A 14,209-nucleotide genomic window follows, 5' to 3' on the forward strand; every position below is an offset into this window, starting at 1 on the left:
AGCGATTTCCACACGTGACGAAGAAGGAAGAAATGCGCATCAAACTGATCAATCCCAATACGACCAGCCGCATGACCCAGGCAATGGATCGTTGCGCCAAGGAAGTGGTATCGAACGGAACGGAAGTCATTTCAGTCAGCGCGTCGATGGGGCCGCCGTCCATTGAGGGTTACTACGACGAGGCGCTTGCCTCGCTGGCGTTGCTGCAGGAAATAGAGAAGGGAGAGAACGATGGCATGGATGGCTATGTCATTGCATGCTTTGGGGATCCGGCGTTGTATGCCGCGCGCGAACTGGCGCGTGGTCCCGTCATAGGAATAGCTGAAGCGGCGATGCATGCGGCAAGTGTGATTGCGCCGAGCTTTTCAGTTGTGACAACACTCAAGCGCACGTGCACGATGTCGTGGCATCTGGCCGAGCGCTACGGCATGAAGCGTTTCTGCAAGAATGTCCGTGCAACCGATGTTGCGGTGCTCGACCTCGATGTTCCCGGTTCCAGGGCGCGCTCGATCATTATCGATGAATGCCGCAAGGCTTTGGTGGAAGACGGCGCGGAATCCATTGTCCTTGGGTGTGCGGGCATGGCTGAGTTTTGCCGCGAGATTGAAGATGCAATCGGCGCGCCGGTAATAGAGGGCGTGACGACAGCAGTCAAATGGGCGGAGGCGTTAATTTCGCTAAGACTTAAAACCGCTAAGCGAGGCGACTATGCGCGTCCTTTGCCCAAGCAATACGATGGAGATCTGGCGATTTACAGCCCCCGCTAAGCGCAGATCATACCTGCCGCCTGACTCGCAATATCTGCGTATGAATATGGGCGCGGCCATGCGTTTTCGCTAAACTGGTCTATCGTCGCGCAGGGTCCATCAAGGTGCTGTTGGACACCGTGCGCGGCTCCATCGACTTCAACGCACTCATCCAGCCATGTCGAACGAATCGAATTACCCACGCGACCTGATCGGTTATGGCCGAAATCCCGTGCAGCCGAACTGGCCCGGGAATGCGCGTATTGCCGTGCAATTCGTGCTGAATTACGAGGAGGGCGGAGAAAACTGCGTGCTGCATGGCGACGCGGCGTCCGAGCAGTTCTTGTCGGAGATCGTGGGCGCGGCGGCTTATCCTTCGCGTCACATGAGCATGGAATCCATTTACGAATACGGATCGCGCGCGGGCGTATGGCGCATTCTTCGCGAGTTCGAAAAGCGCGGCTTGCCGCTGACCGTGTTTGGCGTTGGCATGGCAATTGAGCGTCATCCGGATCTGGGCCGCGCGTTCGTTGAACTCGGACATGAAATTGCGTGCCATGGGTATCGATGGATTCACTATCAGGACATGTCGCCCGAGAAGGAAGCGGAGCATATGCGTCTTGGCATGCAGGCTATCGAGCGCGTAACGGGCGTGAAACCGCTTGGCTGGTACACGGGACGCGACAGTCCCAACACGCACAGGCTGGTGGCGGAGCATGGCGGCTTTCTCTACGACTCGGATTATTACGGCGACGACCTGCCGTTCTGGATGAACGTGGAAGTGAGCGGCGGCGCGAAGGTGCCGCAGTTGATCGTTCCCTACACGCTGGATACCAACGACATGCGTTTCGCGACGCCACAAGGTTTCAACACGGCGGAGCAATTCTTTGTGTATTTGCGCGATGCTTTCGACGTGCTCTATGAGGAAGGGAGTGAGACGCCGAAGATGTTGTCGATCGGCATGCATTGCAGGTTGCTTGGGCGTCCCGGGCGCTTCCGTGCGCTGCAGCGTTTTCTTGATCACATCGAGCAACATGATCGCGTCTGGGTCACGCGGCGCGTGGATATTGCGCGTCATTGGCGCGAGCATCACCCGTACGAAGCAAGCGCGTGATGACGACCGTACCAATGACACTGGAGCAGCTCAACGCGTTGAACGCGGACGATTTCGCCGTCGCTTTGTCGGGCATCTTCGAGCATTCGCGTTGGGTTGCCGAAGAAGCGGCGATGAAGCGTCCATTTGCGAGTATCGATGCGCTTTATACGACCATGGCAGCCATTGTCGATAATGCCGGCGCCACGCGTCAGCTTGCGTTGATCAATGCTCACCCGGAGCTTGCGGGTAAGGCCGCTGTGCGCGGTGAACTCACCCACGAGTCCACGCGGGAGCAGAGCGGCGCGGGGCTCGATCTTTGCACGCAGGAAGAGTTCGACACGTTGCAGGCGCTTAACGCGAGTTATCGCGAGAAATTCGGTTTTCCTTTTATTCTTGCCGTGCGCGGGTTCGATCGTCACGGCATCATCGCGAACTTCAAGGCGCGGTTGCATAACAGCCGCGATGTCGAGTTGCGCGAAAGTCTGCAGCAAATCTACCGGATAGCGCGTTTCAGGCTCGACGATCTGATCGCCGCCTGAGGCCTGCGCGCCACCTTCAATTCAATCAAGGAACCTCATGTCCATACCGACACTCGATCCCAACGCTCCTGAATTCACGCGCCGTTATGTGAATCTCGCGGACCCGCGGCTTGGTGCGCAGGCGCTCGAAGCCAGCGACGATTTTTTTGCGCCGAAGGAGCGCATGTTGAATCCTGAGCCGGCTGTTTTTATCGTGGGTAAATACGACGATAACGGCAAGTGGATGGACGGCTGGGAGACCCGCCGCAAGCGCGTGAGCGGTTACGATTGGTGCGTGGTGAAACTGGCGCGGCCTGGCGTGATCAAGGGGTTCGATATCGATACGAGCCACTTCACCGGCAATTTCCCGCCGGCGGCGTCTATTGAGGGCGCGCACGTGGCTGAGGGCGCGCCGAATCAGGCGACGAAGTGGACTGAAATCGTGCCGTCCATGACGTTGCAGGGTAATACGCATCACTATGTGAACGTCGCGAATGAGCAGCCGTTCACGCATTTGCGCGTGAACATTTATCCCGATGGCGGGATTGCCCGCTTGCGTGTTTATGGTCAGCCGCAGCTTGACTGGAGCAGCGCAAGCCGCAGTGAGTTATTTGATCTCGCCGCCATGGAGAACGGCGCGTATATCGTCGGCGCGAACAATCAGCATTTCGGCTTGGCGTCGACCTTGCTGATGCCGGGGCGCGGCGTGAACATGGGTGATGGCTGGGAGACGCGGCGGCGCCGCGAGCCGGGGAACGACTGGTGTATCGTGGCGCTGGCGCAACCGGGCGTGATCAAGAAGGTCGAAGTGGATACAGCGCATTTCAAGGGCAATTATCCTGACCGGTGTTCGTTGCAGGCTGCCTATGTGACGGGCGGGACGGATAGTTCGCTGGTTACGCAGGCGATGTTCTGGCCGGTATTGCTTGGCGAGCAGAAGCTGCAGATGGACAAGCAGCACGGATTCGAATCGGAGCTAGCCGCGTTGGGCCCTGTTACGCACGTGCGGTTCAACATTTATCCTGATGGTGGTGTATCGCGTTTGCGGTTGTTCGGCACGCTGGCGTGATGTGTTTAAAAACGAAACAGGTTCCACGATGAAAAAGTTGGCGATTGAACCGTTGACCAAAGCCGCCTTTGAGCCGTTCGGCGATGTCATCGAGCTTGAGGGTGCAAAGCAGATCCCGATCAATCTCGGGACGACTATGCGTTTTCACGATCTTGCTCGTATTGATGTGGAAGATGAGGGCGGGCGGCCGCTCGTGAATCTGTTTCGCGGGCAGCCGCGGGTGTTGCCTTTTGAGGTGTCGATGCTTGAGCGGCATCCGTTGGGGAGCCAGGCGTTTGTGCCGCTTAACGATCGGCCTTATCTGGTTGTGGTGGCGCCGGCGGGGGAGCTTGAACCTTCGGCTGTTCGGGCGTTTGTTACGCGGGGATGGCAAGGGGTTAATTATGCCAAGGGCGTCTGGCATCATCCGTTGATTGCACTTGGCGAAGTGAGCGACTTTATTGTGGTTGATCGTGGGGGGGATGGGGTTAATCTTAATGAAGTGCAGCTTGATGAACCGGTTTGGTTGATGGGCGAGGATTTTGTTCGTACTTGATTTAAGGCATGCGTGGGGGCAGGTTTCATGTCTGGGTCCTGCTTTTTAGGGTTTCGCGCGTTTCTTGTTCGTTGGTCCTATTTAGCACTGTTAGCCACTATCCGTGGCGGGACTTCATTTCTTTGTCCAACGGCGACAAAGAAACGAAGCAAAGAAAACGCCTTTCAACCGCTAATTCTTAAGTGTCCCGAGCGTGCAGTGATATCTGCTTGGGACTTCAAAAGAACCGTTGCCGCCATAACTACCAACACCTGAAACCCTTCCCCTCCGAACCCCTACATCCACACGCTTCGCCACTAGCGCTCTCGGGCAAGCACACAACTCCACAAGAACCGCCACGGCCAAACACCGCGTTTGCGTGCAAGCACGCAAACCGGCGCGCGGCGTGCGCCGCGCTTTTCTGTTTAACGGCTACTCACACTGGTGGCGAAGCGTGTGGGTATCGGTGAACGGAGCGGGAGGGTTTCAACTGTCCGGGGTTTTACGCTGGGCGTTCTTTTGAAGTCCCAAGCAGATGTACGTGCACGCTTGGTCTCCTTAAGAATTAGCGGTTGGAAGGCGTTTTCTTTGCTTCGTTTCTTTTTCGCCGTTGGAAAAAGAAATGAAGTCCCGCCACGGACAGTGGCTAACAGTGCTAAATAGGACCAACGAACAAGAAATGCGCGAAGCCCCCAAGAGCAGGACCCCCACGCATTCCCCCCGAAGTGCGAACGAAACCCTACTTCAAAGCCCCACCTTGAAACCAGGCAGCAATCTTCGCCCGTTCGCCATCGGTCATCTGGGTAACATTCCCAAGCGGCATTGCTTTCAACACAACAGCCTGCTGATAAACCCGCTGCGCGTTCAAAGAAATGGCCTCTGGCGTATCAAGCAAAACACCAGCGGGCGCCGCCCCCATCATAGTAGGATGCGCAGCATGACAGGTCGCACACCGCTGCTGCAAAATAGGCGCAATATCGGCCACACGCACACCTGGCGCACCCGCCACTGGCGCAACAGTCGGCACCCCCTTCGGCATGGTCCACGCAAACGCACCAAACATCAGCAATACGCCAATCACCGGCAAGTACCACAACACCTGCCCGCGATGCCGCATCACAAAAAACTGTCGGATCAAAGCCCCAGCCAACATGATGATCAACAACACAGCCCAGTTATACGGATGCGTATAAGTCATCGCGTAGTGATTCGATAACATCACGAACACCACTGGTAACGTAAAGTACGTGTTGTGCACCGACCGCTGCTTGCCACGCTTGCCATAAATGGCGTTGGGCACTTCGCCCTTGAGCATCGCATCGACCATTTTGCGCTGGCCGGGAATGATCACGAAAAACACATTCGCCGACATGATCGTGGCAAGGGTCGCGCCGGTAATCAAATAAGCCGCGCGTCCAGCAAACACATGGCAGGCAAGCCACGCCGCAATAATCACATACACGCCCACGCAGATGCCGAGCAACCCATCGCGATTTCCAAGGACCCGGCACAGCGAGTCATAAACAATCCAGCCCGCCAGCAAGAACCCAAGCGCCGACGACACAGCAACAACCGGCCCCATGTCGAGCACATTCTTGTCGATGAGATACGTGCTCGGCGAGAACAGATACAACACCATGAAGAGCCCAAAGCCCGACATCCACGTGGTGTAGGAAGGCCACTTCGACCAGTGCAGATCATCCGGCATGTTCGCCGGTGCGACGGTGTACTTCTGCATGTTGTAGAAGCCGCCACCATGCACGTGCCACAATTCGCCGAACACGCCGCGCTTCGTCGCGGCCGGATCTTTCGGCGGTTTCAAACTGTTGTCGAGCGCCACGAAATAAAAGGACTCGCCAATCCACGCAATCGCCACCACCACATGCAGCCAGCGCAACGCGAGATTCAACCAGTCAACAATAAAACCTTGCATGAAACGTCTCCACCACGAATTCTTTGATTAAGCCTGGAAGGCCGCCCTCGAGCGAAACTCGAACACGAGCCTCAACTCCCGCGGTATGTGCTGTAAGCCCACGGCGATACAAGCAGCGGCACGTGATAGTGCGAGGTGGCGTCGGCAATACCGAATCGCAGCACCACACGATCCACAAAGCGCGGTTCAGGCAAGTTCACGCCGCTCGCGGCAAAGTAATCGCCGGCATGGAAGACGAGTTCGTATTCGCCGGCAACAAACGCATCGTCCTGAAGCAACGGGGCGTCGCAGCGGCCATCGGAGTTTGTATGCGTGGTGAGAAGCGAGCGCCGGGCATCGCCGGCGAGCACGAAGAGTTCAACCTTGATACCGGCGCCTGGGCGGCCGTGTGCGGTATCGAGTACGTGGGTGGTTAGCTTGCCCATTCGCGTTGTCCTTGTAGTGTGCGAGGAGCGGCTGCGCATCGAACCGTCTGGAACAGACTGGAGCGGCGGATCGAGGCTCCACAATCGTGGCTACATACCCGTCGGCGTGAATGGATGCGCGCCGTGTTCAGCATTGTAAAAAGTTGCCGTGACCATGACGCGCGCGATAAGCAAGATAATCCGCAGCACATGAGCGAAAACCCTGCAGTACGCGCTGTGAACGGCTCACGTTCCCACCCTTTTTCATCGCTTCCCGCCGATCCTACCCGCGCCAAAATTCACGATCATATCGAGTCTGTGAAGACAAACATGGCGGCGTTCGCATTGTCAGGGTCTTTTTGGCTGGCGACAGTGAGGTCTTGCACAGCACGGCAGGCTGGCATCCCGAAGACGGCGATCGACGCTGGGTAACCGGGCAATCGCGCGAAGTCGAGTGATATTCTTCGCGCCCTCGGAAAAACAGTGAAGTAGCGGAGATCGACATGCAACAAAAGCTCAAGACCTTGCTGGTGAAGAACGCGCAGGTGCTCGTGACCATGGATGACGCGCGGCGCGAGATTGCCGGCGGCGGCTTGTTCATCGAAGGAAACCGGATCGTGGCCGTGGGTCCGGCGAGCGAGTTGCCGCAAGAGGCGGACGAAGTGCTCGATATGTCGGGGCATCTGGTGATTCCCGGCCTGGTCAACACGCATCACCATATGTATCAGAGCCTGACGCGCGCCGTTCCCGCCGCGCAAAACGCCGAGTTGTTCGGCTGGCTGACGAACTTGTACAAGATCTGGGCGAACCTGACGCCGGAGATGATCGAGGTATCGACACTGACCGCCATGGCCGAGTTGCTGCTCTCGGGCTGTACCACGTCGAGCGATCATCTCTACATTTATCCGAATGGCGCGCGTCTGGATGACAGCATCGCGTCGGCGCAGCAGATTGGGATGCGGTTTCACGCGGCGCGTGGAAGCATGAGCGTCGGGCAGAAAGACGGCGGATTGCCGCCGGATTCGGTGGTCGAAAAAGAAGACGCGATCCTGAAGGACACGCAGCGCCTGATTGAAACCTATAACGACGAAGGCCGTTACGCGATGCTGCGTGTCGTCGTGGCGCCGTGTTCGCCGTTCTCGGTAAGCCGTGAACTGATGCGCGATTCGGCGCTCTTGGCGCGGGAATATGGGGTGTCGATGCATACGCATCTCGCCGAGAACGTGAACGACGTCACGTACAGCCGCGAGAAGTTCGGCATGTCGCCGGCCGAGTACGCGGAGGATCTGGGCTGGGTCGGGCCGGATGTGTGGCACGCGCATTGTGTGCAACTGGACCGCGCGGGCATCGAGTTGTTCGGGCGCACGGGAACGGGCGTCGCGCATTGTCCGTGCTCGAACATGCGGCTGGCATCGGGCATTGCGCCCATCCGTGCGATGCGTGACGCGGGCGTGAGCGTGGGCATTGGCGTGGATGGTTCCGCATCGAACGATGGCGCGCAGATGGTCGCCGAAGTGCGCCAGGCGATGTTATTGCAGCGCGTGGGTTTCGGCCCCGACGCCATGAGTGCGCGCGAAGCCCTGGAGATCGCGACGCGCGGGGGCGCAAAGGTGTTGGGGCGCGACGATATCGGCGCATTGGCGCCCGGCATGGCGGCGGATTTCGTGTCCTTCGACTTGAGTCACCACGCCTTCGCGGGCGCGTTGCACGATCCGGTCGCGGCGCTGGTTTTTTGCGCGCCTTCGCAGGTGGCGACCAGTGTTATCGATGGGAAAGTGGTTGTGCGTCACGGTCAGTTGACGACCGTCGATCTGGGTCCGATCGTCGAGCGTCATAACCGGCTGGCGGGAAAGCTGATGGAAATGGCCCGCTAACGATCAAGGCACGTCGATCAGCGAGCGCGTGGCATCGGCGACGAGGTGACGGAGCCATCGCACTTCGTCGGAGTAATGGCAGCGCTCGTGCCATAGCTGGTAGTACTGCATCGGCGGAAAATCGAGCGGCGCGGGCACCACGGTCAATGGCAGGAACTTCGCGTAGTGATCGGCGAAAAGGCGCGTGGTCGTGAACACGAGATCCGACTTGATCAGCACGTACGGTGCAAGATTGAAGTAGGGCAGCGTGACGACCACATGGCGTTTCAGGCGTTCACGTGCGAGATGGACATCGATCGCGCCGCGCTGGCCCACCGAATAGGGTGTGGGTGCGAGATGCGGCGCGTTGAGATATTGATCGAGCGTGAGCGCGCCGCGACGCGCGAACGGATGATTGGAACTGACCAGACACACGATCTTGTCGACAAAAAGATTCGAGAGATGCAGTTGTTCAGGCGGTTCGGGCCAGTTGCCCACAACAATGTCGAGCTTGCCTTCTTCCAGCGCGAGTTCGTAGTCGAAAGCGGGTCCGAGAGAATGGAATTCGAGCGTGGCGTTCGGTGCGGCGATCCGGAATCGTTCGACTACCGTGGGCACGAACAACACGTTGAGGTAATCCGGGCAGCCAATCCGATAGCACCGCACGGAAGTGGAGGGCTCGAAATTATGCTGCTGGACCTTGATGCGTTCGATTTCGCGCAGCGCGTTTTGCGTGGGTTCGAGCAGGCGCAGTCCGTATTCGGTCGGCACCATGCCCGCCTTGCCGCGCACGAGCAGCGGGTCGCCGGTGATATCGCGCAGACGCCTGAGCGCCGCGCTGATGGCCGGCTGCGACTGGTTCAACTTCACCGCCGCGCGCGTGACGCTGCGTTCCATGAGCAGGGTGTGCAGGACGCGTAACAAGTAAGTATCGATTGCTTCGCGTTGCTGACTCATGTTTTCTCCAATATATGGTCAGGCTGATCGACCAGGGTGCGGGACATATCGTTTTTAATATGACACATTTATCGCGTCAAGCCAGGCATACCCGCAACCGCGCGCGTGGCAAGTCTTCAAGCCATGCGTTGTTGCTTGGAAGTGACTCCAACGCGAACTTATCGTGCGCACTATTTTGAGCAATCGACGCCCCGCACCGTTTTGGGTATCTTTTCCTCGCAGACCGCATGTTTTCCGTTGCCGTCATACCGGTCACCCCGCTTTTGCGCAATTCCGCACTTTCTGACTCCTTATGGGCGACGCTATTTCCTCATCCATTCAGCCGGGCGGTGCGCGTGTTCCGCGCCTCGCGCTACGCGGCATAAGCAAGCAATATCCGGCCGTCAAGGCTAATGACGACGTGACGCTCGTCGTGGAAGCCGGCGAGATCCACGCGGTGCTCGGCGAGAACGGCGCGGGCAAGTCGACGCTGATGAAGATCATCTACGGCGCGGTGCGTCCGGACGAAGGCGAGATTCAGTGGAACGGCGAGACCGTCGAGATCGACAGTCCGGCGGCCGCACGCAAGCTTGGCATCGGCATGGTGTTCCAGCATTTTTCCTTGTTCGATACGCTCACGGTCGGCGAGAACATCGCGCTTGCGCTCGACGACAAGTTCGATCTGAAGGGCCTGAGCAAGCGCATTCGCGAGGTGTCGGCCGATTACGGACTCGACGTCGATCCGCAACGCCATGTGCATAGTCTCGCGGTCGGTGAGCGTCAACGCGTCGAGATTGTCCGATGCCTGCTGCAGAACCCGCGTCTGCTGATCATGGATGAACCCACTTCCGTGTTGACGCCGCAAGCGGTGAAGAAGCTTTTTACAGTGCTGAGAAGGCTTGCGTCGGAAGGATGCAGCATTCTCTATATCAGCCACAAACTCGATGAAATCCAGGCGCTGTGCCAGACCGCGACGGTGATGCGCGGCGGCCGTGTGACCGGAAGCGTCGATCCGCGCAAGGAAACGCACGCAACGCTTGCGCAACTGATGGTCGGTCATTCGCTGCCCGATTACACGCGCCGTGAACACACGCCGGGCGACGTGAAACTCGCGGTGAAGAACTTGTCGGTTGCAAGCGCCGATCCGTTCGGCACGTCGCTGCAGGGCGTCTCCTTCTCCGTGCATGCGGGAGAAATTTTCGGCATCGCGGGTGTATCGGGCAATGGACAGGCCGAGTTGCTGGCCGCGCTCTCGGGCGAGATCCGCGACAAACACATCGCGCCCGATGCAATCACCATCGTCGGCCAACCGGCTGCACGCTACAGCGCCGGCGGACGACGCGCGCTCGGCTTCGCCTTCGTGCCCGAAGAGCGGCTCGGACGCGGCGCGGTGCCGGCCATGTCGCTCGCTGAAAACGCGCTCCTGACCGGGCATCGAGAACACATGGTGCGCGGCGGCTGGATCAGCACGAAGTCCATGCGCGCATTCGCCGACCGCTGCATCAACGCCTTCGATGTCCGTTGCGGCGGCAACGGCGCGCTCGCGCAAAGCCTGTCGGGCGGCAACTTGCAGAAGTTCATCGTGGGCCGCGAGATTCTGCAGGAGCCGAAGGTGCTCGTCGTCGCGCAGCCGACGTGGGGCGTGGACGTCGGCGCGGCCGGTTTCATCCGCCAGCAATTGCTCGATCTGGCGGCGCGCGGCGTGGCGATTCTGGTGATATCGGAGGAACTGGAAGAACTCTTCGATATTTGCGACCGTATTGCCGTTCTCGCGCGCGGCAAGCTTTCGCCGGTGCGTGAAACCGGTCTCACCAATGCGGAAGAAATCGGCCTTTTCATGGCGGGTCTCTTCGATGGTCATCGCGCCGAACCCGCCGCCCTCGACACCACGGCACCGACATCATGAATTTTCCATATCGACTCGAAGCGCGGCCAACGCCGTCGCGCGCCATGCAGCTTGCCGTGCCGGTGGTCGCCGCCGTGCTGACGCTGATCATCGGCTTCCTGATCTTCACGCTCGTGGGACAGGATCCGTTGCGCGCGATGCACGGGTTTTTCATCGAACCGTTGTCGAACGTGAATGGCTGGTCCGAGCTTGTGCTGAAGGCCTCGCCGTTGTGCCTGATCGCACTGGGTCTGGCCGTGGGTTATCGGGCGAACGTCTGGAACATCGGCGCTGAAGGGCAGATGCTGCTTGGCGGGATCGTGGCGGGCGGGATTGCAATTCATCTCCCCGATGCCACAGGCTGGTGGCTCCTGCCGCTGATGATGGTGGGCGGCGTGATTGGCGGCATGGTGTGGGCAGCCATTCCCGCGTTGCTCAAGAGCCGGTTCAACACCAACGAAATCCTGACGAGCCTGATGCTCACCTACGTCGCAACGCAATTGCTGATTTATCTGGTGAGCGGTCCGTGGCGCGATCCGGAAGGCATGAACTTCCCTATCTCGGCCATGTTCAGCGATGCCGCGCAATTCCCGCGTCTCTACAGCGACTGGGGCTGGGCGTGGCTGAAGGGCACGCGCATCAACGCTTCCGTGTTCCTGACGGCGATCGCCATTCCGCTCGTGTGGCTGTTCATGAGGAAAAGCTTCGCGGGGTATCGGATGAACGTGGGTGGTCTCGCGCCGCTCGCCGCGCGCTACGCCGGTTTCTCCGATAAGAAGGCCATCTGGACCTCGCTGCTCTTGAGCGGCGGACTGGCAGGTCTCGCCGGGATGGGCGAAGTCGCCGGGCCGATCGGACAATTGCAGGCCGGCTGGTCGCCGGGATATGGCTTCACCGCGATCATCGTTGTGTTCGTGGGACGTTTGCATCCGGTCGGGATCGTTCTCGCGAGTCTCTTGATGGCGCTGCTGTATCTCGGCGGCGAAGCGGTGCAGACCTCGTTGCAGCTGCCGCAAGCGCTTGCCGGTGTGTTTCAGGGATTGCTGTTGTTCTGCCTTCTGGGTGCGGACCTGTTCGTCAACTATCGCGTGCGCCGCCGGGTCGTCGCGCATGCGCATTCGTAAATACACATGGACATCAATCAAGCCAGCTCGCTTGCATCCAGCGCTGTTGTCGCGGCCATTCCATTGATGTACGCCGGTGCCGGAGAACTCGTCGCGGAGAAGTCGGGCGTGTTGAACCTCGGCGTGGAAGGCATGATGCTGATGGGCGCCGTCACCGGCTACGCCGTGACCGCGATCACCGGCAACCCATGGCTGGGCATAGCCGGCGCGGTGGTCGCGGGCGTGCTCATGTCGCTCGTGTTCGCATTCCTCACCATTACCATGCTTGCCAATCAGGTCGCCACGGGGTTGTCGCTGACGATCTTCGGCATCGGGTTTTCGGCATATATCGGCAAGCCTTATACGTCGGCGGCAGTGCGCGCTTCCATCGATGTCTTGCCCATACCCGGTCTCGCGTCCATTCCCGTTGTTGGGCCGGCGTTTTTCATGCTGACGCCGCTGGGCTATCTCGCGTTCATCATGTTCGGCGTGATTGGCTGGTTCCTGTACAAGACGCGCGCGGGTCTCGTGCTGCGCTCGGTGGGCGAGTCGCCGTCGGTTGCGCACTCGGTCGGGTTTCCGGTAGTTGGCGTGCGCTATGCCGCCACGCTTTTCGGCGGCGGCATGGCGGGCATTGCCGGCGGTTATTACTCGATCGTCTACCTGCACTTGTGGCAGGAACAATTGACGTCGGGGCGCGGCTGGATCGCGCTTGCGCTGGTCGTGTTCGCGACGTGGCGGCCGGGCCGGCTGCTTATTGGCGCGTTGCTGTTTGGCGCCGTGATGGCGCTGCAGTTCTATGCACAGGCTATCGGCGTGCCGATTCCGACTCAATTCCTCGCGATGCTGCCGTACCTTGCGACCATCGTCGTGCTGGTGCTGATTTCGCGCAATCCGAACACGATCAAGCTCAATGCTCCGGCGTCGCTTGGCAAGCCGTTTTTCGCGGCGAGTTGAGCGAGCGGTCGAAGCCGATTATTTCTGGCACCACGATTTTCATAAACAACACCAACACATCGACAGGAGAATCACGATGAAGAAAAGCTGGCTGAATACGTTGGGCGCGGCGGGCGCCGTGGGTACGATGCTCGCGCTCTCGGCCGCGATGGTTTCGGTGCCCGCGCGGGCGGCGGACGCGCCGGGCGTTGCATTCGTCTACCTCGCAAACCCCGGCGATGCAGGCTGGACCTTTGCCCACGACGCCGGCACGAAGGAAATAGAAGCCAAGTACGGCAACAAGATCAAGATCACGCGGGTAGAAAACGTGCCGGAATCAGCTGATTCCGAGCGCGTGTTCCGCGATCTCGCTGCGAAGGGCAACAAGGTGATTCTAGGGACGAGCTTCGGCTACCAGGACTTCGAATTGAAAGTGGCGCGCGACTATCCGGACATCACGTTCCTGACCGCGACGGGATATAAAAAGGCCAAGAACTTCGGCGTCTACGACAACCGGATGTATCAGGGCGCATATCTCGCGGGCGTCGCGGCGGGGTACGTGACCAAGACGAACACACTGGGATTTGTGGCGTCCGTGCCTATTCCCGAGGTCATCCGCAACATCAATGCGTACACGCTGGGTGCGCGGTCGGTGAATCCGAAGATTCACACGAAGGTTATCTGGATCAATAGCTGGTTCGATCCGGGCAAGGAAAAGCAGGCGGCCGAAACGCTGATTGGGCAGGGCGCGGATGTCTTGCTGCAGAACACCGATTCGAACGCAACGCTTGCCACTGCCGCCGAGAAAAAGGTTTATGCATTTGGCTGGGATTCGAACATGAAGAAGTTTGGTCCGAGCGCGCACTTGGGGTCCGTGGTGTCGCACTGGGGCGTGTATTACAACTCCATGGTCGAGCAGCTTCTGGCTGGCAAGGTCAAGACAGATCCGGTGTGGCTGGGGATGCCGCAGAAGGCGGTTGATATCGAGGACATGAACACGGCCGTTGTCTCGGCTAAAGCGATGCAGGCGGTCCAGGCCAAGCGTGAGGAGTTGCAAAGCGGAAAATGGGATGTCTTCATGGGACCGGTGAAGGATCAAACGGGCGCGGTGAAGATCGAAGCTGGCAAGAATCTGACTGATCCGGAATTGCAGCGAATCAACTGGTACGTGGAAGGTGTGGATGGCGCGTTGCCGAAGTGACCTGGGGTGATGAGT

Annotated in this window: 13 protein-coding genes; 10 read left to right on the plus strand and 3 right to left on the minus strand. The window is 59.2% G+C overall.

What is annotated here, in order from left to right; all coding sequences use genetic code 11:
- Positions 1–32: 32 nt before the first annotated feature.
- From ACRWA7_RS23190 to ACRWA7_RS23210, 5 genes are all read left to right on the plus strand, one after another.
- A complete protein-coding gene (locus ACRWA7_RS23190) occupies positions 33–767 on the plus strand; it encodes an aspartate/glutamate racemase family protein (protein WP_438396343.1) in 735 nt (244 codons plus the stop codon).
- A gap of 157 nt (positions 768–924) precedes the next feature.
- A complete protein-coding gene (gene puuE, locus ACRWA7_RS23195) occupies positions 925–1,860 on the plus strand; it encodes an allantoinase PuuE (RefSeq protein ID WP_438396345.1) in 936 nt (311 codons plus the stop codon).
- A complete protein-coding gene (uraD, locus tag ACRWA7_RS23200) occupies positions 1,860–2,381 on the plus strand; it encodes a 2-oxo-4-hydroxy-4-carboxy-5-ureidoimidazoline decarboxylase (RefSeq protein WP_438396346.1) in 522 nt (173 codons plus the stop codon). The genes puuE and uraD overlap by 1 nt, the downstream gene beginning before the upstream one ends.
- 37 nt (positions 2,382–2,418) lie before the next feature.
- On the plus strand, positions 2,419–3,429 hold the full coding sequence (gene alc / locus ACRWA7_RS23205; protein ID WP_438396348.1) for an allantoicase: 1,011 nt from the start codon (positions 2,419–2,421) through the stop codon (positions 3,427–3,429).
- 28 nt (positions 3,430–3,457) lie between these two features.
- Positions 3,458–3,964, plus strand: a complete 507-nt coding sequence (locus tag ACRWA7_RS23210; protein ID WP_060857100.1) for an ureidoglycolate lyase — start codon at positions 3,458–3,460, stop codon at positions 3,962–3,964.
- Between the two features lie 718 nt (positions 3,965–4,682).
- Here ACRWA7_RS23210 and ACRWA7_RS23215 read toward each other — a convergent pair.
- Positions 4,683–5,876 carry a urate hydroxylase PuuD gene (locus tag ACRWA7_RS23215; protein WP_060857101.1) on the minus strand — a complete coding sequence of 398 codons (1,194 nt, stop codon included), beginning with the start codon at positions 5,874–5,876 and terminating at the stop codon, positions 4,683–4,685.
- 71 nt (positions 5,877–5,947) lie between these two features.
- Positions 5,948–6,301, minus strand: a complete 354-nt coding sequence (gene uraH / locus ACRWA7_RS23220) for a hydroxyisourate hydrolase (RefSeq protein WP_060857102.1) — start codon at positions 6,299–6,301, stop codon at positions 5,948–5,950.
- A 482-nt stretch (positions 6,302–6,783) separates the two neighbouring features.
- Between uraH and ACRWA7_RS23225 the strand changes: the two genes are divergently transcribed.
- Positions 6,784–8,154, plus strand: coding sequence for an 8-oxoguanine deaminase (locus ACRWA7_RS23225; protein ID WP_438396349.1), 1,371 nt, complete (start codon positions 6,784–6,786; stop codon positions 8,152–8,154).
- 3 nt (positions 8,155–8,157) lie between these two features.
- On the opposite strand, the gene ACRWA7_RS23230 is transcribed toward ACRWA7_RS23225, so the two are convergent.
- Positions 8,158–9,090, minus strand: a complete 933-nt coding sequence (locus ACRWA7_RS23230; RefSeq protein ID WP_056352995.1) for a LysR substrate-binding domain-containing protein — start codon at positions 9,088–9,090, stop codon at positions 8,158–8,160.
- A gap of 292 nt (positions 9,091–9,382) precedes the next feature.
- Between ACRWA7_RS23230 and ACRWA7_RS23235 the strand changes: the two genes are divergently transcribed.
- From ACRWA7_RS23235 to ACRWA7_RS23250, 4 genes are all read left to right on the plus strand, one after another.
- Positions 9,383–10,975, plus strand: coding sequence for an ABC transporter ATP-binding protein (locus ACRWA7_RS23235; RefSeq protein WP_438396352.1), 1,593 nt, complete (start codon positions 9,383–9,385; stop codon positions 10,973–10,975).
- On the plus strand, positions 10,972–12,078 hold the full coding sequence (locus ACRWA7_RS23240) for an ABC transporter permease (RefSeq protein ID WP_060857106.1): 1,107 nt from the start codon (positions 10,972–10,974) through the stop codon (positions 12,076–12,078). The genes ACRWA7_RS23235 and ACRWA7_RS23240 overlap by 4 nt, the downstream gene beginning before the upstream one ends.
- 6 nt (positions 12,079–12,084) lie before the next feature.
- Positions 12,085–13,014, plus strand: a complete 930-nt coding sequence (locus ACRWA7_RS23245; protein WP_438396354.1) for an ABC transporter permease — start codon at positions 12,085–12,087, stop codon at positions 13,012–13,014.
- Between the two features lie 76 nt (positions 13,015–13,090).
- A complete protein-coding gene (locus ACRWA7_RS23250) occupies positions 13,091–14,194 on the plus strand; it encodes a BMP family ABC transporter substrate-binding protein (RefSeq protein WP_060857108.1) in 1,104 nt (367 codons plus the stop codon).
- Positions 14,195–14,209 lie beyond the last annotated feature (15 nt).

The organism is Caballeronia sp. DA-9, assembly GCF_051615025.1.
GTDB lineage: Bacteria > Pseudomonadota > Gammaproteobacteria > Burkholderiales > Burkholderiaceae > Caballeronia > Caballeronia sordidicola.

Coding starts and splice junctions, on each gene's coding strand:
- ACRWA7_RS23190 (WP_438396343.1), top strand. CDS start 33: ATGCGCATCAAACTGATCAATCCCAATACGACCAGCCGCATGACCCAG.
- puuE (WP_438396345.1), top strand. CDS start 925: ATGTCGAACGAATCGAATTACCCACGCGACCTGATCGGTTATGGCCGA.
- uraD (WP_438396346.1), top strand. CDS start 1,860: ATGACGACCGTACCAATGACACTGGAGCAGCTCAACGCGTTGAACGCG.
- alc (WP_438396348.1), top strand. CDS start 2,419: ATGTCCATACCGACACTCGATCCCAACGCTCCTGAATTCACGCGCCGT.
- ACRWA7_RS23210 (WP_060857100.1), top strand. CDS start 3,458: ATGAAAAAGTTGGCGATTGAACCGTTGACCAAAGCCGCCTTTGAGCCG.
- ACRWA7_RS23215 (WP_060857101.1), bottom strand. CDS start 5,876: ATGCAAGGTTTTATTGTTGACTGGTTGAATCTCGCGTTGCGCTGGCTG.
- uraH (WP_060857102.1), bottom strand. CDS start 6,301: ATGGGCAAGCTAACCACCCACGTACTCGATACCGCACACGGCCGCCCA.
- ACRWA7_RS23225 (WP_438396349.1), top strand. CDS start 6,784: ATGCAACAAAAGCTCAAGACCTTGCTGGTGAAGAACGCGCAGGTGCTC.
- ACRWA7_RS23230 (WP_056352995.1), bottom strand. CDS start 9,090: ATGAGTCAGCAACGCGAAGCAATCGATACTTACTTGTTACGCGTCCTG.
- ACRWA7_RS23235 (WP_438396352.1), top strand. CDS start 9,383: ATGGGCGACGCTATTTCCTCATCCATTCAGCCGGGCGGTGCGCGTGTT.
- ACRWA7_RS23240 (WP_060857106.1), top strand. CDS start 10,972: ATGAATTTTCCATATCGACTCGAAGCGCGGCCAACGCCGTCGCGCGCC.
- ACRWA7_RS23245 (WP_438396354.1), top strand. CDS start 12,085: ATGGACATCAATCAAGCCAGCTCGCTTGCATCCAGCGCTGTTGTCGCG.
- ACRWA7_RS23250 (WP_060857108.1), top strand. CDS start 13,091: ATGAAGAAAAGCTGGCTGAATACGTTGGGCGCGGCGGGCGCCGTGGGT.